The 19,539-nt window shown below is 64.6% G+C and carries 21 protein-coding genes; 12 read left to right on the top strand and 9 right to left on the bottom strand.

Going from position 1 to position 19,539, the window contains the following annotated elements; genetic code table 11:
- The first annotated feature begins 92 nt into the window (after positions 1 to 92).
- A complete protein-coding gene (locus ACODSK_RS16070; RefSeq protein WP_489017464.1) occupies positions 93 to 1,619 on the top strand; it encodes a CoA-acylating methylmalonate-semialdehyde dehydrogenase in 1,527 nt (508 codons plus the stop codon).
- Between the two features lie 10 nt (positions 1,620 to 1,629).
- Positions 1,630 to 2,517 (top strand): 3-hydroxyisobutyrate dehydrogenase, encoded by an 888-nt coding sequence (mmsB, locus tag ACODSK_RS16065; RefSeq protein ID WP_489017463.1) that lies wholly within the window; start codon positions 1,630 to 1,632, stop codon positions 2,515 to 2,517.
- A 92-nt stretch (positions 2,518 to 2,609) separates the two neighbouring features.
- Here mmsB and ACODSK_RS16060 read toward each other — a convergent pair whose 3' ends face one another.
- The 4 genes from ACODSK_RS16060 to ACODSK_RS16045 all read right to left on the bottom strand — a co-directional run bounded on the left by ACODSK_RS16060 (position 2,610) and on the right by ACODSK_RS16045 (position 4,557).
- A complete protein-coding gene (locus ACODSK_RS16060; protein ID WP_042124881.1) occupies positions 2,610 to 2,954 on the bottom strand; it encodes a cupin domain-containing protein in 345 nt (114 codons plus the stop codon).
- 85 nt (positions 2,955 to 3,039) lie between these two features.
- Positions 3,040 to 3,927 carry a LysR family transcriptional regulator gene (locus tag ACODSK_RS16055; protein WP_489017461.1) on the bottom strand — a complete coding sequence of 296 codons (888 nt, stop codon included), beginning with the start codon at positions 3,925 to 3,927 and terminating at the stop codon, positions 3,040 to 3,042.
- Between the two features lie 31 nt (positions 3,928 to 3,958).
- Entirely contained in the window at positions 3,959 to 4,306 is a 348-nt protein-coding gene (locus tag ACODSK_RS16050; RefSeq protein WP_489017460.1) for a type II toxin-antitoxin system ChpB family toxin, read from the bottom strand.
- The gene (locus ACODSK_RS16045; RefSeq protein WP_489017458.1) at positions 4,303 to 4,557 is read right to left on the bottom strand and encodes an AbrB/MazE/SpoVT family DNA-binding domain-containing protein; all 255 of its coding nucleotides are present in this window, start codon (positions 4,555 to 4,557) and stop codon (positions 4,303 to 4,305) included. The genes ACODSK_RS16050 and ACODSK_RS16045 overlap by 4 nt, the downstream gene beginning before the upstream one ends.
- 242 nt (positions 4,558 to 4,799) lie before the next feature.
- Between ACODSK_RS16045 and ACODSK_RS16040 the strand changes: the two genes are divergently transcribed.
- Positions 4,800 to 5,564 carry a sulfite exporter TauE/SafE family protein gene (locus tag ACODSK_RS16040; RefSeq protein WP_489017456.1) on the top strand — a complete coding sequence of 255 codons (765 nt, stop codon included), beginning with the start codon at positions 4,800 to 4,802 and terminating at the stop codon, positions 5,562 to 5,564.
- Here the strand turns inward: ACODSK_RS16040 and ACODSK_RS16035 are convergent.
- Positions 5,554 to 5,868 (bottom strand): putative quinol monooxygenase, encoded by a 315-nt coding sequence (locus tag ACODSK_RS16035; protein ID WP_489017455.1) that lies wholly within the window; start codon positions 5,866 to 5,868, stop codon positions 5,554 to 5,556. The genes ACODSK_RS16040 and ACODSK_RS16035 overlap by 11 nt on opposite strands.
- Before the next feature lie 192 nt (positions 5,869 to 6,060).
- Between ACODSK_RS16035 and mdaB the strand changes: the two genes are divergently transcribed.
- The 3 genes from mdaB (at position 6,061) to ggt (ending at position 9,378) form a co-directional block, all read left to right on the top strand.
- Positions 6,061 to 6,651, top strand: coding sequence for an NADPH:quinone oxidoreductase MdaB (mdaB, locus tag ACODSK_RS16030; protein WP_489017453.1), 591 nt, complete (start codon positions 6,061 to 6,063; stop codon positions 6,649 to 6,651).
- A gap of 66 nt (positions 6,652 to 6,717) precedes the next feature.
- The gene (locus ACODSK_RS16025) at positions 6,718 to 7,614 is read left to right on the top strand and encodes a LysR substrate-binding domain-containing protein (protein WP_489017451.1); all 897 of its coding nucleotides are present in this window, start codon (positions 6,718 to 6,720) and stop codon (positions 7,612 to 7,614) included.
- A gap of 96 nt (positions 7,615 to 7,710) precedes the next feature.
- Positions 7,711 to 9,378 carry a gamma-glutamyltransferase gene (gene ggt / locus ACODSK_RS16020; protein WP_489017450.1) on the top strand — a complete coding sequence of 556 codons (1,668 nt, stop codon included), beginning with the start codon at positions 7,711 to 7,713 and terminating at the stop codon, positions 9,376 to 9,378.
- 118 nt (positions 9,379 to 9,496) lie between these two features.
- Here the strand turns inward: ggt and ACODSK_RS16015 are convergent, their stop codons facing one another.
- Together ACODSK_RS16015 and ypfJ are read right to left on the bottom strand one after the other, a co-directional pair.
- Positions 9,497 to 11,413, bottom strand: a complete 1,917-nt coding sequence (locus ACODSK_RS16015) for a methyl-accepting chemotaxis protein (RefSeq protein WP_489017449.1) — start codon at positions 11,411 to 11,413, stop codon at positions 9,497 to 9,499.
- 206 nt (positions 11,414 to 11,619) lie between these two features.
- Complete coding sequence (gene ypfJ, locus ACODSK_RS16010) at positions 11,620 to 12,492, bottom strand: KPN_02809 family neutral zinc metallopeptidase (protein WP_489017447.1); 873 nt, start codon at positions 12,490 to 12,492, stop codon at positions 11,620 to 11,622.
- Between the two features lie 196 nt (positions 12,493 to 12,688).
- Here ypfJ and pcaH point away from each other — a divergent pair, with 196 nt between their 5' ends.
- Both pcaH and pcaG read left to right on the top strand, forming a co-directional pair.
- Complete coding sequence (gene pcaH / locus ACODSK_RS16005; RefSeq protein WP_489017445.1) at positions 12,689 to 13,408, top strand: protocatechuate 3,4-dioxygenase subunit beta; 720 nt, start codon at positions 12,689 to 12,691, stop codon at positions 13,406 to 13,408.
- Positions 13,409 to 13,419: 11 nt separating this feature from the next.
- Complete coding sequence (gene pcaG / locus ACODSK_RS16000) at positions 13,420 to 14,025, top strand: protocatechuate 3,4-dioxygenase subunit alpha (protein ID WP_489017444.1); 606 nt, start codon at positions 13,420 to 13,422, stop codon at positions 14,023 to 14,025.
- A 134-nt stretch (positions 14,026 to 14,159) separates the two neighbouring features.
- Here pcaG and ACODSK_RS15995 read toward each other — a convergent pair whose 3' ends face one another.
- Complete coding sequence (locus ACODSK_RS15995) at positions 14,160 to 14,468, bottom strand: putative quinol monooxygenase (protein WP_489017442.1); 309 nt, start codon at positions 14,466 to 14,468, stop codon at positions 14,160 to 14,162.
- Between the two features lie 60 nt (positions 14,469 to 14,528).
- On the opposite strand from ACODSK_RS15995, the gene ACODSK_RS15990 reads away from it, so the two are divergent.
- On the top strand, positions 14,529 to 14,933 hold the full coding sequence (locus ACODSK_RS15990) for a VOC family protein (protein WP_489017440.1): 405 nt from the start codon (positions 14,529 to 14,531) through the stop codon (positions 14,931 to 14,933).
- Here the strand turns inward: ACODSK_RS15990 and ACODSK_RS15985 are convergent, their stop codons facing one another.
- Positions 14,934 to 16,649 (bottom strand): FAD-dependent oxidoreductase, encoded by a 1,716-nt coding sequence (locus ACODSK_RS15985; protein ID WP_489017439.1) that lies wholly within the window; start codon positions 16,647 to 16,649, stop codon positions 14,934 to 14,936.
- A 163-nt stretch (positions 16,650 to 16,812) separates the two neighbouring features.
- Here ACODSK_RS15985 and ACODSK_RS15980 point away from each other — a divergent pair, with 163 nt between their 5' ends.
- From ACODSK_RS15980 to ACODSK_RS15970, 3 genes are all read left to right on the top strand, one after another.
- Positions 16,813 to 17,589 (top strand): IclR family transcriptional regulator, encoded by a 777-nt coding sequence (locus tag ACODSK_RS15980; protein WP_489017438.1) that lies wholly within the window; start codon positions 16,813 to 16,815, stop codon positions 17,587 to 17,589.
- Between the two features lie 238 nt (positions 17,590 to 17,827).
- Positions 17,828 to 18,643, top strand: coding sequence for a sugar phosphate isomerase/epimerase family protein (locus ACODSK_RS15975; RefSeq protein ID WP_489017436.1), 816 nt, complete (start codon positions 17,828 to 17,830; stop codon positions 18,641 to 18,643).
- 17 nt (positions 18,644 to 18,660) lie between these two features.
- Positions 18,661 to 19,521, top strand: a complete 861-nt coding sequence (locus ACODSK_RS15970; RefSeq protein WP_489017435.1) for a DMT family transporter — start codon at positions 18,661 to 18,663, stop codon at positions 19,519 to 19,521.
- The last annotated feature ends 18 nt before the right edge of the window (positions 19,522 to 19,539 follow it).

Genomic DNA, 19,539 nt, shown 5'->3' with positions numbered 1-19,539 from the left:
GATTTGCACATCTATACTCGAAAACAGCCCAGGCCCCAAGCGTCCTCGCGGTGGCCATTCTCTCGCCAAGAACAAAATCCAGGAGAAGCCTCATGAACGCCCCCCATACCCCCGGCCAGACCAAGGTCGACCAGGTTCGCCTGCTGATCGACGGTCAGTGGGTCGAATCGAAAACCAGCGAATGGCGCGACATCGTCAACCCGGCCACCCAGCAAGTGCTGGCGCGGGTACCCTTTGCCACGGCCGAGGAAGTGGACGCCGCCGTCGCCGCTGCCCAGCGTGCCTTCAAGACCTGGAAAGACACGCCGATCGGCGCGCGGATGCGCATCATGCTGCGCCTGCAGGCGCTGATCCGCGAACACTCCAAGCGCATCGCCGTGACCCTCAGCGCCGAGCAGGGCAAGACCATCGCCGACGCCGAAGGCGACATCTTCCGCGGCCTGGAAGTGGTGGAGCATGCGTGCAGCATCGGCACCCTGCAGATGGGCGAGTTCGCCGAGAACGTTGCCGGCGGCGTCGACACCTATACCCTGCGCCAGCCGATCGGCGTGTGCGCGGGCATCACCCCGTTCAACTTCCCGGCGATGATTCCGCTGTGGATGTTCCCCATGGCCATCGTCTGCGGCAACACCTTCGTGCTCAAGCCGTCCGAGCAAGACCCGCTGTCGACCATGATGCTGGTCGAACTGGCCATCGAAGCCGGTGTCCCTGCCGGGGTGCTCAATGTCGTCCACGGCGGCAAGCAGGTGGTGGATGCGCTGTGCACCCATAGCGATATCAAGGCGATTTCCTTCGTCGGCTCGACCGAAGTCGGCACCCACGTCTACAACCTCGCCGGCCAGCACGGCAAGCGCGTGCAATCGATGATGGGCGCGAAGAACCATGCGGTGATCCTGCCTGACGCCAACCGCGAGCAGACCCTCAACGCCCTCGCCGGAGCGGCCTTCGGTGCGGCCGGCCAGCGCTGCATGGCGACCTCGGTAGCGGTACTGGTGGGCAAGGCCCGCGAGTGGCTGCCGGAGCTCAAGACCCTGGCGGCGAAGCTGAAAGTGAATGCCGGCAACGAGCCGGGCACCGATGTCGGCCCGCTGATTTCCAAGCGCGCCAAGGAGCGTGTGCTGGGCCTGATCGAAAGCGGCGTCCGCGAAGGCGCCAAACTCGAACTGGACGGTCGCGACGTCAAGGTTCCAGGCTACGAAAGCGGCAACTTCATTGGTCCGACCCTGTTCTCCGGGGTGACCACCGAGATGCAGATCTATACCCAGGAAATCTTCGGCCCGGTACTGGTGGTGCTGGAAGTCGACACCCTCGACGAAGCCATCGCCCTGGTCAACCGCAACCCCTTCGGCAATGGCACCGGCCTGTTCACCCAGAGCGGCGCGGCGGCGCGCAAGTTCCAGGCGGAAATCGATGTCGGCCAGGTCGGCATTAACATCCCGATTCCGGTCCCGGTACCGTTCTTCAGCTTCACCGGTTCGCGCGGCTCCAAGCTCGGCGACCTCGGTCCGTACGGCAAGCAGGTGGTGCAGTTCTACACTCAGACCAAGACCGTCACTGCCCGCTGGTTCGACGACGACAGCGTCAACGACGGTGTGAACACCACCATCAGCCTGCGCTAAGGAGTTGATCATGCGTATCGCATTCGTGGGGCTGGGCAACATGGGCGCGCCGATGGCGCGCAACCTGATCAAGGCCGGCCACAGCCTCAACCTGTTCGACCTCAACACCACCGTCCTCGCCGAACTGGCCGAGCTCGGCGGACATATCAGCGACTCGCCGCGGGATGCGGCGAGCACTGCCGAACTGGTCATCACCATGCTTCCTGCCGCTGCTCATGTGCGTAGCGTGTACCTCGGCGAGAACGGCGTGCTGGCCGGTGTGCGTGCCGGCACGCCGGTGGTGGACTGCAGCACCATCGACCCGCAGACCGCCCGCGACGTCAGCGCGGCGGCGAAGAAGCAGGGCGTGGACATGGGCGATGCGCCGGTGTCGGGAGGCACCGGCGGCGCAGCGGCTGGCACCCTGACCTTCATGGTCGGTGGCAGCGACGCGCTGTTCGCCACCCTGCAGCCGGTGCTGGCGCAGATGGGCCGCAACATCGTGCACTGCGGTGACGTCGGTACCGGACAGATCGCCAAGATCTGCAACAACCTGCTGCTGGGGATTTCCATGGTCGGCGTGTCCGAGGCCATGGCCTTGGGCAATGCGCTGGGGATCGACACCAAGGTGCTGGCGGGGATCATCAACAGCTCCACCGGGCGCTGCTGGAGCTCCGACACCTACAACCCGTGGCCGGGGATCATCGAGACGGCACCAGCGGCGCGCGGTTATACCGGCGGCTTCGGCGCGGAACTGATGCTCAAGGACCTGGGGCTGGCAACGGAAGCGGCGAAACAGGCGCACCAGCCGGTGATTCTCGGCGCGGTAGCCCAGCAGTTGTACCAGGCAATGAGCCTGCGCGGGGATGGCGGCAAGGACTTCTCGGCGATCGTCGAGAGTTATCGCAAGCCGGAGTGATGTGTTGTTCTTGAGGGCCTCATCGCTGGCAAGCCAGCTCCCACAAAGATCTCTGTGGGAGCTGGCATTGCCAGCGATGAGGCCTTCGAATATCAAGCGAAAACGAAATACTTGCGCACCGTCTCGACCACTTCCCAGGTCCCCTTCATCCCCGGCTCGACGATAAAGATATCCCCCGCCCGCAGGTGAATCGGCTCCTGCCCGTCAGGGGTGATCACGCAGTAGCCTTCCTGGAAATGGCAGTACTCCCACTTCTCGTAGTTCACCCGCCATTTGCCCGGGGTGCAGATCCAGGTGCCCATGATCTTGCTGCCGTCTTCGCTGGTGTAGGCGTTGAGGTTGACGGTGTGCGGGTCGCCCGCCAGTTTTTCCCATTTGCAGGCGTCGAGTACCGGCAGCGGGTGGGTATCGCGAAGGACGACGATCGGCTTGCTCATAGGGGGCTCCGTCAGACAGTTGAAAGAGTCCGCAGCCTAGCGGGCCGGTCTGGCGGGCAATTGCCTGTGTTCGACGTCCAGTTGTCTAAACGCGCGGCACCAGCGCATCGAGCAGCGCCCGGGCCTGGCCCGGCAGGGTGGCGAAATCCCGTGCGCACAGCAGCAGGCGACGTTGTGCCCAGTCTTCCTGCAAGGCCACGTTGTGCAGTGGCAACAAGCCCTGCCAGCGTTGCACCGCCGCCAGCGGCACGATGCCCAGGCCGGCGCCATGGGCGACCATGCGAATCACCCCGTCGAAGCCTTCGGCGCGCACCCGCACCTGCAGGCGCCGGCCCAGGTGCAGCGCATGCTCCTCCAGATGCAAGGCGAGGGCGCTGCTGGCGCCGAGGCCGACGTAGCCGTGTTCCAGCGAGCGGGCGAAGTCGGGGTTGTCCACGGCAGCGAGGGGATGCTCCGGGGCCATGATCAGCACCAGCGGATCGTCGCGGAACGGGCGGGTCTGCAGGTCGGCGGTGACCACAGCGTCGGAAAGAACGCCAATATCGGCGATGCCCTGGCCGAGCGCATGGACGATGCGCAGGCTGGGCAACTCCTGGATATCCACATCGATCTGCGGATGCTGGCGCAGGAAGCCGGCGAGCAGTTCCGGCAGGTACTCGGTCAGCGCCGCCGTATTGCACAACAGCCGGACCTGGCCATGCAGGCCATTGGCGTATTGGGCCAGGTCGAACTGCAGGCGCTCCACCTGCTGGCCGATCTGCCGCGCATGGGTGACCAGCGCCTGGCCCGCCGGAGTCGGTTGCACGCCACGGCGATTGCGTTCCAGCAAGGCAGTGCCCAGCGAACTCTCCATCGCCCGGATCCGCGCACTGGCCGCCGGCAGCGACAGATGGCTGCGCTGCGCGCCGGCGGTGATATTGCCGCACTCCACGGTGTGGAGGAAAAGACGCAGGTCGGTGAGGTCGAAGTGCATGGACGCTCCTGCTACCACGTGTAGCCAGTGATTACTCGAACAGAGCCTGTATGCGGGCCTGGACTTCCTCGAAGATTTCGTCCGGTACGGTCTCGATGCGTTTGGCTCCGCGCGCCTCCAGATCCACTGAGCGAATCTGGTTGCACAGGATGACGCCCTGGGTTTGTGTGCCTGCTCCGCTGAGCGTGACCGCGAAACCGGCATAACGAGCGAAATCGCCGCCTTGGGTGATAGGAGCGATCACCGCAAGGCCGGTGGCATTGTATGCCGCTGGGGTGATGACCAGGGCCGGGCGAAAGTCGCCTTGCTGTTCTCGGCCGGCGGTGGGATTCAAGTTGACCCTGACGATGTCGGCCCTGCCGAACCTTGCCCTTCTCAAGCTTCCCGCCCCACGGCCGGCATCGCGTTCCAGGCCGCCAGCTCTGCCGGCTCCGGCGCATCCAGGTCGCACTGGGCCATCAGCTCGGCAAGCCGGTAGCGGGGTTTGCTGCGAACGGGTTTAAGGGTGATGGCTTGCTCCGATACATCGAGAGTCAGCACATCGCCGCTGGTCAGGCTCATTTGCTTGAGTACGGTGGAGGGGAGACGGATAGCCGCGCTGTTACCCCATTGTTGAATCTTGACCTGCATGTTGGACTCCGCTCTGTGCTGCAACGTCCATGTATATACCATGTATCTACAACTCCTGATTCGATGGGCCGACTTGCGGTGGTGGTGCAAGCAGTCAAGCAGCTCGTTCAGCGACCGTCGCGTCGACGCACGGCTGCAACCGTAACGAAATGATTTAGCCGCTAAGCCTATTGCCATGGCGTAGGCTGCCTTCATCAATTGCACATTGGCTGATCGTTGCAGCAGCGGCAGGATTGCACGTCATGAACACCCTCCTCGCCTTCTACCAAGACATCGGCCCAGCCCTGACCCTGCTGGTCATCCTCACCTTCCTCCTGGCCGGTGCGGTCAAGGGCGTGATCGGCCTCGGCCTGCCTACCATCGCCATGGGCATGCTCGGTCTGGCTATGCCTCCGGCGCAGGCAGCGGCCTTGCTGATCGTGCCCTCGACCTTGACCAATCTCTGGCAACTGGCCAGTGGCGGTCATCTGCGTGGCTTGCTGCGGCGCCTGTGGCCGATGCTGGTGATGATCTTCCTTGGCACCCTGGCCGGCAGTGCCTGGCTGGGCATCAGCAGCGGTGCCTGGGCTGCCCATGCATTGGGCGCGGCGTTGCTGCTGTATGCGCTGGTGGGGCTGTGGTTGCCGCCGTTCAGCCTGAGGCCGGGGCAGGAGAGGTGGCTGGGGCCGCTGTGTGGCGCGTTGACCGGGTTGATCACCGCGGCCACCGGGGTCTTCGTGATTCCGGCGGTGCCCTACCTGGGCGCCCTGGACCTGGATCGCGACGAGCGGGTGCAGGCCCTGGGCCTGTCGTTCACTGTGTCGACGCTGGCCCTGGCCATCGGCCTGGCCGGGCAGGACGCGCTGGGGACCCAGGCCCTGGGCGCATCATTGCTGGTGCTGGCGCCAGCCCTGCTGGGCATGTTCGTCGGCCAGTGGCTGCGCCAGCGCATCAGCGCCCAGTTGTTCAAGCGCTGCTTCTTCATCGGCCTGGCGCTGCTCGGCGCCCACCTGATGATCAACGGCTAGCGGACGACTCGCTGAGCATCTCGATCAACTGGATATCGAAATCCCGCTCCAGATACTCCATGCGCTGCTCGGCGAATGCCTGCATGTGCGGCAGCGCCGAGTGCACGTCGAGCGCTTCCTTGCTGGCCCAGATTTCGTAGAACACGAACAGGCTCGGATCTTCCTTGTCGCGCAGCATGTGGTACTCGATGCAGCCCGGCTCGGCACGGCTCGGTTCGACGTAGGAACGGAACAGGCGCTCGAAGTCCTCGGCTTTTTCCGGACGGGTCTTGGCTTTGAGGATGAAACCGTAGCGTTCGCTCATGGTGGGATCTCGGTGAAGTGAGGGCTCGAATCTTATTTCAATAATCAACTGTCGATTCGTGCATTTTGGTCAAAAGCGTTTTGCCCGCGCGTGGGTTTTTCCGCAGCGCCCGGCTCACTAATCTGCCGCCATCCCGATTACCCCGGTCCCCGGTGATACGCCATCCAGGACCGAACACAGATGAGGCAGATGATGAAAAAGGTCCTGTTGCTCAACGGCGGCAAGAAGTTCGCCCACTCCGATGGCCGCCTGAACGAAACCCTGCATGAAACCGCCGTGGCCTTCCTCGACCGCGCCGGCTTCGATGTGAAGACCACCTATATCGACGGTGGCTACGACAACCAGGAAGAAGTCGAGAAGATCCTCTGGGCCGACGTGGTGATCTACCAGATGCCCGGCTGGTGGATGGGCGCGCCGTGGACCGTCAAGCAGTACCTCGACGAGATCTTCACCGCCGGCCACGGCAGCCTCTACGCAAGCGATGGCCGGACCCGCTCCGATGCCTCGCAGAAGTACGGCAGCGGCGGCCTGATCCAGGGCAAGCAGTACATGCTGTCGCTGACCTGGAACGCGCCGCAGGAAGCGTTCGACGAGCCGGGGCAGTTTTTCGAGGGCAAAGGCGTGGACGCGGTGTATTTCCCGTTCCACAAGGCCAACGAGTTCCTCGGCATGAGCGGTCTGCCGACCTTCCTCGCCACCGACGTAATGAAGCGCCCCGACGTGCCGGCGACCGTTGCCGCCTACGAGGCGCACCTGGCCAAGGTGTTCGGCAAGCTCGCCTGATCCGCCCTTGCACATCGCGCGGCGACGGGCTATCACTCTGCCCGTCGTCCGTCGTGAGGTAACCCCGTGAAAGCCAGGTCCGATGAGTTGCAGGCCTTCGTCTCGGTGATCGAGTGTGGCTCGATTTCCGCCGCCGCCGAGCAGGGCGGGCAGACCCCTTCGGCGATCAGCCGGACCCTGTCGCGCCTGGAAAGCAAGCTCGGCACCACCCTGATCAACCGCACCACCCGACGCATGGACCTGACCGAGGAAGGGCGGTTTTTCTTCGAGCGGGCCAAGTCGATCCTGGAGCAGATGGATGACCTCGAGGATCATCTGTCGCGGCACCAGCAAACCCCCTCCGGACGCCTGCGGATCAACGCCGCATTGCCGTTCATGCAGCACGCCATCGTGCCCTGGATCGGCGAGTTCCGCGCCCTGTATCCGCAGATCGAACTGGAGCTGAACGCCTGCGACCTGGTCATCGACCTGCTGGAGCAGAGCACCGATGTGGCGATCCGCATCGGCGAGCTGGCCGACTCCACCCTGCATGCCCGTTCCCTCGGTTGCAGCCCGCTGAACCTGCTGGCGAGCCCGGCCTACCTGGAGCGCCACGGCACGCCGACGCGGGTCGAAGACCTGGCGGACCACTCCCTGCTCGGCTTCAGCCAGACCGAAACCCTCAACCACTGGCCGCTGCGCCATGCCGACGGCGACCGTCTGCTGATCCGCCCGGCCATCACCTCCTCCAGTGGCGAGACCGTGCGGGCCCTGGCCCTGGCGGGCGAAGGCATCGCCTGCCTGTCGCACTTCATGACCCATGAGGACATCCGCGGCGGCCAGCTCAAGGTGGTGCTGGACGACTTCAACAGCGGTTACCGCCAGCCGATCAACGCCGTGTACTACCGCAACTCGCAACTGGCCCTGCGCATCCAGTGCTTCCTTGATTTCATTCAGGGCAAGCTGTCCGCCTATGCCTGCTGAGCTACGGCCTGCTGACGAAACGCCCTGGCTCGTTTGATAACTCGTCCCCCATGGGCCTTAATGAGTGTTCAACGAAAACAACACCAAGGACGTTTTATGCGCGTAGTCAGCTTTCGAACCTTGGGCCTCGGCGTGGCGATTCTCGCCAGCTCGTCGGCTTATGCAGTCACCCTCGAAGGCGGTGCAGTTGCCGCTCCTGATCAATATGGCGCACAGGTCGCCGCCGACATTCTCAAGAAAGGCGGCAACGCGGTGGACGCTGCCGTCGCCACTGCCTTCACCCTCGCCGTCACCTACCCCGAAGCCGGTAATATCGGCGGCGGCGGTTTCATGACCCTGTACATGGACGGCAAGGCGTATTTCCTCGACTACCGCGAGGTGGCGCCCAAGGCCGCCACGCGCAACATGTACCTCGACGACAAGGGCGAGATCATCGAAAACCTCAGCCTGGTCGGCGCCCGCGCTGCCGGTGTGCCGGGCACGGTGATGGGCCTGTGGGAGGCGCACCAGAAGTTCGGCAAATTGCCCTGGGCCGAGCTGCTGACCCCGGCGGTGGGCTACGCGAAGAACGGTTTCAAGGTCGCCGCCAAGCAGTACCAGTACCGCGAGGACGCCCAGGGCCTGTTCAAGGACAGCACCAACTTCAACGACTACTTCGGTCAGATGAAGGTCGGCGAAACCTTCAAGCAGCCGGAGCTGGCGCAGACCCTGGAGCGTATTGCCGACAAGGGCGTAAGCGAGTTTTACCAGGGCAAGACCGCCGACCTGCTGGTGGCGCAGATGCAGGCCAGCAATGGGCTGATCAGCAAGGACGACCTCAAGGACTACAAGGCGGTCTGGCGCGACCCCATGCGCATCGACTGGCGCGGCAACGTGGTCTATACCGCGCCGCTGCCCAGCTCCGGCGGCATCGCTCTGGCCCAGTTGCTGGGCATCAAGGAACAGCGCGCGGCTGACTTCAAGGGCGTCGAGCTGAATTCAGCGCGCTATATCCATCTGCTGGCGGAAATCGAAAAACGCGTATTCGCCGACCGTGCCGACTACCTCGGCGACCCGGCCTTCGCCAAGGTCCCGGTGGCCGAGCTGGTGGCGCCGGAGTACCTGGCGAAGCGCGCCAAGGAGATCAATCCGACGGCGATTTCCGAAACCGAGAAGGTCCGTCCGGGTCTGGAGCCGCACCAGACCACGCACTTCTCCATCGTCGACAAGCAGGGCAACGCGGTGAGCAACACCTACACCCTGAACTGGGACTATGGCAGCGGCATGGTGGTCAAGGGCGCAGGCTTCCTGCTCAACGACGAGATGGACGACTTCAGCTCCAAGCCGGGGGTGGCCAATGCCTTCGGCGTGGTGGGCGGTGATGCCAATGCCATCGAGCCGGGCAAGCGCATGCTCTCGTCCATGAGCCCGAGCCTGGTCACCCGCGACGGCCAGGTCACCCTGGTGCTGGGCACTCCCGGTGGCTCGCGGATCTTCACCTCGATCTTCCAGGTGCTGAACAACCTGTACGACTACAACCTGCCGCTGGAAAAAGCCGTGGCCGCGCAGCGGGTGCATCACCAGTTGCTGCCCAAGGACACCATCTACTTCGACGCCTATGCGCCGTTGACCGGTGAGGTGGCGCAGGACTTGAAGAAGATGGGCTACACCCTGGAGGACCAGGGTTGGGAGATGGGCGATATCCAGGCGATCCGGGTGACCGGCGGGAAGCTGGAGACGGCTTCGGATCCGCGCGGGAGAGGGGTAGGGCAGGTAGTCAGGTAGGACCGTCCGACCGCTATCGCTGGCAACGCCAGCTCCCACAGGTATCGCGCCGGACACAGGTCTTGTGACCGGCAAAAACCTTGTGGGAGCTGGCGTTGCCAGCGATGAGGCCTTCGGATCAGACCCGGAAGTGGCTGACCATCATCTGCAACTGATTCCCCAGCCGCGCCAGCTCCACGCTGGACGCCGCCGTCTCTTCACTGGCCGACGCGGTCTGCTCCGACACATCCCGCACACTGAGAATGCTCCGGCTGATTTCCTCGGCCACCGCACTCTGCTGCTCGGCCGCAGCAGCGATCTGCTGGTTCATCGACTGGATGTCGGACACCACGCGGGTGATGCTCTCCAGTGAGGTGCCGGCCTTGCGCGTCAGCTCGACGCTGCTGTCGGTCAGGCTCTGGCTGCCGAGCATGACATTGGCCACCTGCTGGGTACCCGCCTGCAAGCCAGCCACCAGCTCTTCGATCTCTTCGGTGGACTTCTGCGTGCGCTGGGCCAGCCCGCGTACTTCGTCGGCGACCACGGCGAAACCACGCCCGGCTTCACCGGCGCGAGCCGCTTCGATGGCGGCGTTCAACGCCAGCAGATTGGTCTGCTCGGCCACCGACTTGATCACGTCCATGACGCTGCCGATCTTCTGGCTTTCCTGTTGCAGCTGGGCCATGGCCTCGGTGGAGCGCTGGACTTCACCGGCCAGCTTCTCGATCTGGGCGATGGCCTGGTTAACCACCTGGTCGCCGGCACGGGCCTGGCGGTCGGCATCGGTGGCGGCTTCCGAGGCGTGCTCGGCGTTGCGCGCGACTTCCTGCACGGTGGTGGCCATTTCATGCATGGCGGTGGCGACCTGGTCGGTCTCGGTCTTCTGGCTGTTGACCCCGGCACTGGTCTGCTCGGTAACCGCCGACAGTTCCTCGGCAGCGCTGGCGATCTGGGTGACGCCATCGCGAATGCCGCTGATCAGATCGCGCAGGGTCGTGCCCATGCGCTGGATGCCTTGTTGCAGCACACCCAGCTCGTCGCGGCGGGTGACCCGTTGTTCGTGGGTCAGGTCGCCGGCAGCGATGCGCTCGACCACGCCCATGGTTTCGCGCAACGGGCGAACGATCTGGCGGGTGATGATCAGCGCGGCGGCAATGCCGACCAGCAGCGCCAGCAGCGTAGCGATCAACTGCAGGCTGCGGGCGCTGGCGCTTTCCGAGTCGCGGCGGTCGAGCTGGATCTGGTACAGGGCTTCGCTGTTCTTGACGATGTCGTAGCCCTGGGTGGTCATTTCCTTGCGCGCCAGGGCGATGTCGGTATTGGCTGCCTTGACCCGGGTGACTGCGTCGCGATAGGCCAGCACCGACTGCTCGAACTGCTGCAGGCGCGCGCCTTCGTCAGGCAGTACGCGGGTCAGTTGGCGGGCCTGCTCCAGGGCGCTGTCGAGCTGGCGCAGGGTAGCCTGTTCGGTCTGCTCGGAAGGCTCGGACATGTAGCGGCGCACTTCCAGGCGCACCAGGATCAGTTGCTCCTTGGCGGCGCTGACGGCCTGGTACTGCTGCAGGCGGCCCGGGGCATCGGGGTTGGCCAGCAGTTCCTTGCCGATCGATTCGATCAGGCCCAGGGCGCTGTTGGCGGTCGTGCCCATGTTGTCGCGGGCGGCGTTGGCGGCTTTGTAGGCGGCGCGCATCTTGTCCAGCGATACCTGGTACTCGGCGCTGGTGCGCGCCTGTTGTTCCAGCAGCTTGACGTTTTCCGGGCTCTTGAAGGTCTTGAGCAGGTGCTGCTGTTGCTGGACGAATTCGTTGAGCTTGACCTGCACGTTGGCGGCGGTGGCGTCGTCGCCGTTGGCCAGCATGTATTGCAGGCGGGCGACCCGCAGTTCGGTCAGGTTGCTGTTGAGGCGGGTGATGTCGCTCATCCAGTTGCTGCGCTGGATAAGACTGCCGAGGCTGGTCCAGCCGGTGAGTGCCAGCAGGGCGGTAAGCACCAGGACCAGGCCGAAGCCAAGGCCGAGCTTGAGATTGACGCTGATGTTGGCAAACCAACTGTTCATGGGTTCCCTCCAGGAAAAGGTGTGATCGGCGGTCGCTGATGGTTGTTTTTCTTGGAGGCCAGCGGGCATTGAGGACGCTTTATCGGCGTAAAGACGGCGAGCTGAAACGCTTTTTCAAAAAAACCGACGGAAATGCTCAACAAAATGTGACAAGCCCCGCAAAGGCGGGGCTTGTCAGGGGGGGCTGCCAGGTTATGGATGCCGACTCAGAGCACCTTGGCCTTGAAGGTATCGCACTGGTTGATATCGCCCTTGTCGAAGCCGGCCTTGAACCATTTCACCCGTTGCGCCGAGGTGCCATGGGTGAACGAGTCCGGCACCACGCGGCCCTGGCCCTGCTGCTGCAGGCGGTCGTCGCCGATGGCATTGGCGGCATTCAGGGCTTCTTCCACATCCCCGGGTTCCAGCCAGTTGTGCCGCTGCTGCGCCTGGTAGGCCCAGACCCCGGCAAAGCAGTCGGCCTGCAATTCCTGGCGCACCAGCAGGCCGGTCGCGCCTTCGACGCGCTGGCCGCTGCGGCGGGCGTCGTTGACCTTGGCCGAGATGCCCAGCAGGGTCTGCACGTGGTGGCCGACCTCATGGGCGATCACATAGGCCTGGGCAAAGTCGCCGGCGGCGGCGAAGCGCTGCTCCATTTCGCGGAAGAAGCTCATGTCCAGGTACACCTGCTGGTCGGCCGGGCAGTAGAACGGTCCGGTGGCCGAGGTAGCAAAGCCGCAGGCGGAATTCACCTGGCCGCTGAACAGCACCAGTTTCGGGTCTTTGTACTGAAGGTTGGCCTGGGCGAAGATCGCCCGCCAGGTGTCTTCGGTGTCGCCGAGGATGCTGGCGACGAACTGGCTGCCCTCGTCATTGGCGGCGGGGCGTGGTTGCGTCTGGGTCGGCGTGCCCTGCTGCATCTGCCCGGCCAGTTGGCCGAGGATCTGCATCGGGTCCTGGCCGGTGAGCAGGCCGATGCCGACGATCAGCACCACCGCACCCAGGGTCAGGCCCTTGCCGCCGCCGATGCGCATGCCGCCCGGACTCTCGCCCCGAGCATCGACCACATTGTCGCTGCGTCTGCCTTTTCGCCATTGCATGGGTGTCTCTCCACGAGGGTGGTGTCATCGCCCTAAAGGGTAGCCCAACGGCGAGACATGCGGTTACACATAACCATATGGTTATGAATACCGTCGGACAATTCAGTTTTCGCCGGGGCCGGGAAGGGAGACACTTTGCCGCACCACCCGCCCGTCCTGATCGGGCTCTCCATAAATCCAAGAACAGGAGAACGGCATGTCTGCTACAGACAACAGTCGCTTCGTTATCCGTGATCGCAACTGGCACCCGAAAGCCTTCACCCCCGACTACAAGACCTCCATCGCCCGCTCGCCGCGTCAGGCGCTGGTGAGCATTCCGCAGTCGATCAGCGAAAGCACCGGCCCGGACTTTTCCCACCTGTGTTTCGGCGAGCACGACAACGACCTGCTGCTCAACTTCAACAACGGTGGCCTGCCCGTTGGTGAGCGCATCCTGGTCACCGGCCGGGTCTTCGACCAGTACGGCAAGCCGATCCCCAACACCCTGGTGGAAATGTGGCAAGCCAACGCCGGCGGCCGCTATCGCCACAAGAACGACCGCTACCTGGCGCCGCTCGACCCCAACTTCGGTGGCGTCGGCCGGGCCCTGACCGACAGCGAAGGGCGCTACAGCTTCCGCACCATCAAGCCGGGTCCGTACCCATGGCGCAACGGCCCTAACGACTGGCGTCCGGCGCACATTCACTTCTCCATCAGCGGCCCGTCGATCTCGACCCGCCTGATCACCCAGCTGTACTTCGAAGGTGATCCGCTGATCCCGCTGTGCCCGATCGTCAAGAGCATCGCCAACCCGGCTGCGGTCGACCTGCTGATCGCCCGCCTGGACATGAGCAACGCCAATCCGATGGACTGCCTGGCGTACCGCTTCGACATCGTCCTGCGCGGCCAGCGCGCCACCCACTTCGAAAACCGCTGAGGAGATCCGTCATGCCTATCGAACTGCTGCCGGAAACCCCTTCGCAGACCGCCGGCCCCTACGTCCACATCGGCCTGGCCCTGGAAGCGGCCGGCAACCCGACCCGCGACCAGGAAATCTGGAGCCAGATGGCCAAGGACGGCGCGCCGGGCGAGCACATCCTGGTGTTCGGCAACGTCTATGACGGCAATGGCCACCTGGTACGCGACTCCTTCGTCGAGTTCTGGCAGGCCGACCACAACGGCGCCTACCAGACCGACTACAACCTGGAAAACGCCTTCAACGGTTTCGGCCGTACTGCCACCACCTTCGATGCGGGTGAGTGGACCATGCAGACCATCAAGCCGGGCGTGGCCAAGAACGCCGCCGGCGTGCCGATGGCGCCGCATATCAACATCAGCCTGTTCGCCCGCGGCATCAACATCCACCTGCAGACCCGCATCTACTTCGATGACGAGGCCGAGGCCAATGCCAAGGACCCGGTGCTGAACCTGATCGAGCAGCCACAGCGCCGCGAGACCTTGATTGCCAAGCGCTGCGAAGTGAACGGCAAGACGGCGTATCGCTTCGATATCCGCATCCAGGGCGAAGGGGAGACGGTGTTCTTCGACTTCTGATGCCTGGCCTGGGCAGCTCTTTTGCTACCCAGGCCCTCATCGCCGGCAACGCCGGCTCCCACAGGTTCAGCGGTGCATGCGATCCTTGTGGGAGCTGGCGTTGCCAGCGATGAGGCCCTCAAATCCGCTACAAATCAGCCGGCCCGCTTGCCATTGAAGGCCAGCACCTCCCCCTCGATCACCTCCTGGCTCAGAATCAGCGGCTCCACCAATGGCCGGCTCACAAGAAAATGCTCTGTCAGCATATGCGCCTCGAACGCCGCCTCGCTTTCGTACACCTCGTACAACCACACCAGATCCGGATCACTGAAATCCCGGATCACATCGAACACCAGGCACCCTGGCTCATCCCGCACCGAACTGGCGGCATTGACCCGCATCGCCTCCATGAAGCGTTCCAGTCCACCAGGCTGCAATTGGGTCTTGAGTAGAAGGCTGTACACGTCGAACTCCTTTTTGTCTTATATTTGCGAAAAATTGTATACAAAAATGGAGCCGAAACCATGCCTGTCCGTCCAAGCCGCCTCAACGGCCTGCGCCATCTCGCGATCCTGGTGCCGAATCTCGAAGTCTGCGAACGCTTCTATGTGGATGTGCTGGGCATGCAGGTGCTGCATCGCGCCAACGAAGACCTGGTCTACCTGACCTGCGGCAACGACAACCTGTCCCTCGGTCGCGCCTTCGCCCCCAGCAGCGGCGTGCAGGCGGTGGATCACTATGGCTTCGTGGTCGACAGCATCGACGAACTGCACGCCTGGCATGCCTATCTCAAGGAATGCGGGGTGACCCTGCTGGACACGCCGTTCGCCCACGGCGACGGGACCTGGAGCTTCCACCTGCTGGACCCGGCGGGGAACAAGGTCCAGCCGATCTACCACCCGGCGATTTCCGGGCAGCGCTGCAACTGATCATTCGTAGGCCGTGGCCCCGGCGATATGGCGCGCGGCTATGTAGCCGAAGGTCAGTGCCGGGCCGAGGTTGATGCCGCCGGCCGGGTAGTGCCCGCCCATGATGCTGGCCATGTCGCAGCCTGCGGCATACAGCCCTTCGATCGGCTGCTTGCTTGCATCCAGCACCTGCGCGTGTTCGTTGGTGCGCAGCCCGGCGAAGGTGCCGAAGCAGCCGGCCTCGACCTTCACTGCATAGAACGGCCCTTGCTCGATGGGCGCCACGCAGGGGTTCGGCCCGTGCAGCGCATCGCCCTGCTTGCGGTTGTACAGGGTGCTGCCGCGGCCGAACTGCGGGTCTTCGCCAAGGCGGGCGTGGCGGTTGTATTCGCTGACCGTATCGACCAGCGCGCGGGCCTCGATGCCACACTGGTTGGCCAGTTCGTGCAGGCTGTCGGCGCGCTTCAGATAGCCGCGCCGCACCAGTGCGGCGGTCGGCAGCGGGAAGGGGCGGGCGATGCCGAGGCCGTAACGACGCTGGAAGGTGTGATCGCAGATCAGCCACGACTCGACCTTCTCCCCCGGCGCTGCCGCGACCATGGCGCTGACGTAGTCGTAATAGCCGCCGGCCTCGTTGACGAAGCGCTGGCCATTGCTCAGTACCCCGATGATCCCCGGCTTGCCGCGCTCGATGATGTGCGGGAAGTGGCCGCTGCTGCCGTCGGCGTAGGGCACCTTCGACACCGGCGCCCAGGCCACCGGGCTGTACAGGTCGTCGGCGACCTTGCCGCCGACGCTTTCGCCCAGGCGCAGGCCGTCGCCATTGGCGGCCTGCGGTGGCAGGGCCAGGTGCTCGTGGCCGGTGGGCGTACGCGGGAACATCGCCTTGCGCCGCTCGATATCGTTGGGGAAGCCGCCCGCGGCCAGTACCACGGCACGGGCCTTGATGGTCACCTCGCCCTTGGCCGTCTGCACCACGGCACCGACCACCTTGCCGTCCTCGTGCAGCAGGCGCCGGGCCGGTGCCGATTCCCACAGCAGCACGCCGAGGTCTTCGGCGGATTTCGCCAGGCGTGCCACCAGCGCCACGCCGTTGACCAGGTGCAGGGCGCGGCCATGGGTGACCAGGCCGAGCAGATGGCGGCTGACGCGCTTGGCCACATGCAGCAGCGAGCGCCACGAGCGGGTCAGGGTGAGGAAGGCGGTGAGGTCCTTGCCGGCCATGATCGGCATGCCCCAGAACGCGGTCTCGCGCATGGTCCGGCGCAGGCGCTTGAGCAGCTTGCCGGTCTCGCGGGCGTCATAGGGCGCGGCGATCACCGAGCGGCCGCCGGTGCCGGCGCCGGGGGTATCGCCGTGGATATCGGCGATACCGTTGCCGTCGGCGAACTGCAGGCGTGTGTGTTTTTCGAAGAAGCTCACCATGTTCGGTGCGGCATCGAGGAAGGCGTCGATCAGCGGCGCATTGAAGCGCTCGCCCAGTTCATGTTCCAGGTAAGTGCGCGGCGCCGAACGCTCCTCGACGATGCCGGCACGACGGGCCAGCGGGTTGCACGGCACCCAGGCCCAGCCGCCGGACCAGGCGGTGGCGCCGCCGAATACCGGGTCCTTCTCCACGACTATCACTTTCTGCCCGTGCCAGGCGGCGGTGACCGCTGCGCTGAGGCCGGCGGCGCCGGAACCTATCACCAGGACATCGCACTCGACGGTGCGGGATTGGGCGGGCAGAGCGGTCATGAAGGATCCTCGGGATTTTGTTTTTTGGAACTTGATTCCATAATCGCGCAATCGCGTCGACAGTGCCAAGCCTCCTTCGCCAAAGTTGGGCGAAGATCGAACAGTGGTTTGCGCTTTGTCCGGCGCTCTTTAGAATTCGCCAACATTTTCAGGGACCATGACCATGGCCGGCAGTCAGATCGAACGCGCGTTCAGCCTTATCGAAAGCCTTACCGGCGAGCCTCGCGGGCTGCCGATGCAGACGCTTTCCGAGCAACTGGACATTCCGAAGAGTGCGACCCACCGCATGCTCGCCGAGCTGATCCGCCTGGGTTATGTGCGGCAGAACCCGGAAAACAGCCGCTACCTGCTGACCAGCCGGTTGGTGGCCCAGGGCTTTCGTTACCTGGCCAACAGCGGTGCGGACATCGTCCAGCCGATCCTCGACGACCTCGCGCAAAAGACCGGCGAACTGGTGCGCCTCGGGGTGATCGATGGCGAACGCCAGACCTGGATCGCCAAGTCCCAGGGCGCCCGCTCCGGGCTCAAGTACGATCCCGACATGGGCCGTGATGCGCCGCTGTTCTACAGCGCCTCCGGGCATGCCTGGCTGGCCAGCCTGAGCGATGCCCAGGCCCTGCTGCTGGTAGAGCGCCAGGGTGTGGCGCCGCGCGAGGAGTTCGGGCCGAATGCGCCGAAGTCCAATGTCGAACTGCTCGAACGCCTGCGCCTGGCCCGAGAGCATGGTTATGCCTGGGTGGTGGAGAGTTCGGCGGTGGGCATGTCGGCGCTGGCGGCGGTGATCGCCGACCCGCAGGACGGGCATGCGCTGGGCGTGGTCAGCGTGGCCGGGCCGACGGCGCGGATGAGCGAGCCGCGCATGCACGAGCTGGCGCCTTTGTTGCTGGAGACGGTGCGGGAGCTGGCGGCGGCGAGTCCGGCTTCCGAGTTGTTCAGCTGAGATCCTCGTTGCCTTGGCCGGCCTCATCGCTGGCAATGCCAGCTCCCACAGGGATCGGCGGTGCACTCGGTACCTGTGGGAGCCGGCGTTGCCGGCGATGAGGCCCTGAAGAGCACCACAACCTTTGCAGAAGCCCATTGGACAGCAAGGCCTCCCTGTTTTTGTGCTTGCAATGAAACTGGAACCAAGTTCTAAATAATTGCAGTCAGAACAACAACCCCAAGAGACCCCCGCGAAAATGAGCCAACGAATCTTCTCCCTGGCTGCCCTGACCGTGCTCGAGCTGTCCCCGCCGGACATGGTCGAGGTCGCCGCCCGCGCCGGCTACAGCCATGTCGGCCTGCGCCTTGAGCCTGCCACCCCCGAGGAACATCACTTCCCCCTGGTCCGCGATGCCGACCTGCGCCGGCAGACTGCCGAGCGCCTGCGCGACACCGGGATCAAGGTGCTCGACATCGAGATCCTGCGCCTCAAGGCGGAAACCCGCGTCGCCGATTTCGATGCCCTGCTGGCAGTCGGTGCCGAGTTCGGCGCAACCGAATTGCTGGTGGCCGGCAACGATCCGGACCAGGCACGGATGACCGACAACTTCGCCGCCCTGTGCGACCTGGCCGCGAAGTACGGCATCTACCCGCATCTGGAGTTCATGCCCTGGACCGATGCGAAGAACCTTACCCAGGCCCTGGAAATCGTCAGCGCCGCCAATCGCGAGAACGGCTGCGTGCTGGTCGACGCCTTCCATTTCGACCGCTCCGCCTCGCGCCTGGAAGACCTGCGCCAGGTCCCGGCTTCGCGCATGCGCTACCTGCAACTGTGCGACGTGGCCGGGCCACGTCCGGACGATATGGCCGAGATCTTGCGTCAGGCGCGCAACGAGCGACGCTTCCCCGGTGACGGCGACTGCGATCTGCGCGGGCTGCTCGCCAGCGTCCCGGCCGACCTGCCCCTGAGCCTGGAAATCCCTACCCGGCAATTGCTGGAGCAGGGCGTGTCCGCGCTGCAACGGGCGCAGTGGGCACTGGACAAGACCCATCTCGTGTTGAGCCACCTCTAACGCTTCGAGCCGCGCCCATGCCCTCTGTCAGTCAACCGTTCAAAGGCATTCTCCTGGTCGTCCTGGCGACCTTCCTGTTTTCCAGCCACGACGCCATGTCGAAGTACCTGTCGGGGTTCTATCCGATTGTCTGGGTGGTCTGGGCGCGCTATCTGGTGCATACCCTGCTGATGCTCGGGATCTTCCTGCCCCAGGCCGGGCTGCGCGGGTTGTACACCCGCCGGCCGCGGCTGCAGGCGGCGCGGGCCCTGTGCCTGCTGGGTTGCAGCCTGCTGTTCACCAAGGCCCTGCAGTACCTGCCGCTGGCCGAGGCGACGGCGGTGAACTTCCTTGCACCCTTGATGGTGACGGCCTTGTCGGTGCCGCTGCTGAAGGAGTCGGTGAGCAAGGGGCAGTGGGCGGCGGTATTGGCCAGTTTCGTTGGCGTGTTGATCATCGTGCACCCGGGCGGGGCGCTGTTCACCCCGGCGGTGCTGCTGCCGTTCGGCTCGGCGACCTGCTTCTGCTTCTACCAGATCCTCACCCGCAAGCTCAGCCAGGTGGATAGCCCGACCGCCACCAACTTCTTCACCGGGCTGTTCAACACCTTGGTGATGACCGCGCTGGTGCCGTTCTTCTGGACCGTACCGAGCCTGACCCACGGCCTGATGACCCTGGCCCTGGGCACCTTCGGCATGCTCGCCCACCTGTTCCTGACCCAGGCGTTTCGTCATGCACCGCCGGCGCTGCTGGCGCCGTTCAGCTATTGCCAGATCGTCTTCGCGGGGTTGATGGGCATCGTGCTGTTCGGCCAGCGACCCGATCAGTGGGGGCTGATCGGTATCGCCATCGTCTGCCTGAGCGGACTGGCCGCGGCCTGGCTGCAACGGCGGCGCTGAAACGCACGCGGGGCCTGT

The sequence above is a fragment of the Pseudomonas sp. FG98 genome (assembly GCF_057808595.1).
Note: the sequence above shows the minus strand (reverse complement) of the source record. Positions and strands in the feature narration are given on the sequence as shown.

Excerpts from the sequence above, each read along its gene's own strand:
- ACODSK_RS16070 (WP_489017464.1), top strand. The coding sequence starts at position 93 with ATGAACGCCCCCCATACCCCCGGCCAGACCAAGGTCGACCAGGTTCGC.
- mmsB (WP_489017463.1), top strand. The coding sequence starts at position 1,630 with ATGCGTATCGCATTCGTGGGGCTGGGCAACATGGGCGCGCCGATGGCG.
- ACODSK_RS16060 (WP_042124881.1), bottom strand. The coding sequence starts at position 2,954 with ATGAGCAAGCCGATCGTCGTCCTTCGCGATACCCACCCGCTGCCGGTA.
- ACODSK_RS16055 (WP_489017461.1), bottom strand. The coding sequence starts at position 3,927 with ATGCACTTCGACCTCACCGACCTGCGTCTTTTCCTCCACACCGTGGAG.
- ACODSK_RS16045 (WP_489017458.1), bottom strand. The coding sequence starts at position 4,557 with ATGCAGGTCAAGATTCAACAATGGGGTAACAGCGCGGCTATCCGTCTC.
- ACODSK_RS16040 (WP_489017456.1), top strand. The coding sequence starts at position 4,800 with ATGAACACCCTCCTCGCCTTCTACCAAGACATCGGCCCAGCCCTGACC.
- ACODSK_RS16035 (WP_489017455.1), bottom strand. The coding sequence starts at position 5,868 with ATGAGCGAACGCTACGGTTTCATCCTCAAAGCCAAGACCCGTCCGGAA.
- mdaB (WP_489017453.1), top strand. The coding sequence starts at position 6,061 with ATGAAAAAGGTCCTGTTGCTCAACGGCGGCAAGAAGTTCGCCCACTCC.
- ggt (WP_489017450.1), top strand. The coding sequence starts at position 7,711 with ATGCGCGTAGTCAGCTTTCGAACCTTGGGCCTCGGCGTGGCGATTCTC.
- ACODSK_RS16015 (WP_489017449.1), bottom strand. The coding sequence starts at position 11,413 with ATGAACAGTTGGTTTGCCAACATCAGCGTCAATCTCAAGCTCGGCCTT.
- ypfJ (WP_489017447.1), bottom strand. The coding sequence starts at position 12,492 with ATGCAATGGCGAAAAGGCAGACGCAGCGACAATGTGGTCGATGCTCGG.
- pcaH (WP_489017445.1), top strand. The coding sequence starts at position 12,689 with ATGTCTGCTACAGACAACAGTCGCTTCGTTATCCGTGATCGCAACTGG.
- pcaG (WP_489017444.1), top strand. The coding sequence starts at position 13,420 with ATGCCTATCGAACTGCTGCCGGAAACCCCTTCGCAGACCGCCGGCCCC.
- ACODSK_RS15990 (WP_489017440.1), top strand. The coding sequence starts at position 14,529 with ATGCCTGTCCGTCCAAGCCGCCTCAACGGCCTGCGCCATCTCGCGATC.
- ACODSK_RS15985 (WP_489017439.1), bottom strand. The coding sequence starts at position 16,649 with ATGACCGCTCTGCCCGCCCAATCCCGCACCGTCGAGTGCGATGTCCTG.
- ACODSK_RS15980 (WP_489017438.1), top strand. The coding sequence starts at position 16,813 with ATGGCCGGCAGTCAGATCGAACGCGCGTTCAGCCTTATCGAAAGCCTT.
- ACODSK_RS15975 (WP_489017436.1), top strand. The coding sequence starts at position 17,828 with ATGAGCCAACGAATCTTCTCCCTGGCTGCCCTGACCGTGCTCGAGCTG.
- ACODSK_RS15970 (WP_489017435.1), top strand. The coding sequence starts at position 18,661 with ATGCCCTCTGTCAGTCAACCGTTCAAAGGCATTCTCCTGGTCGTCCTG.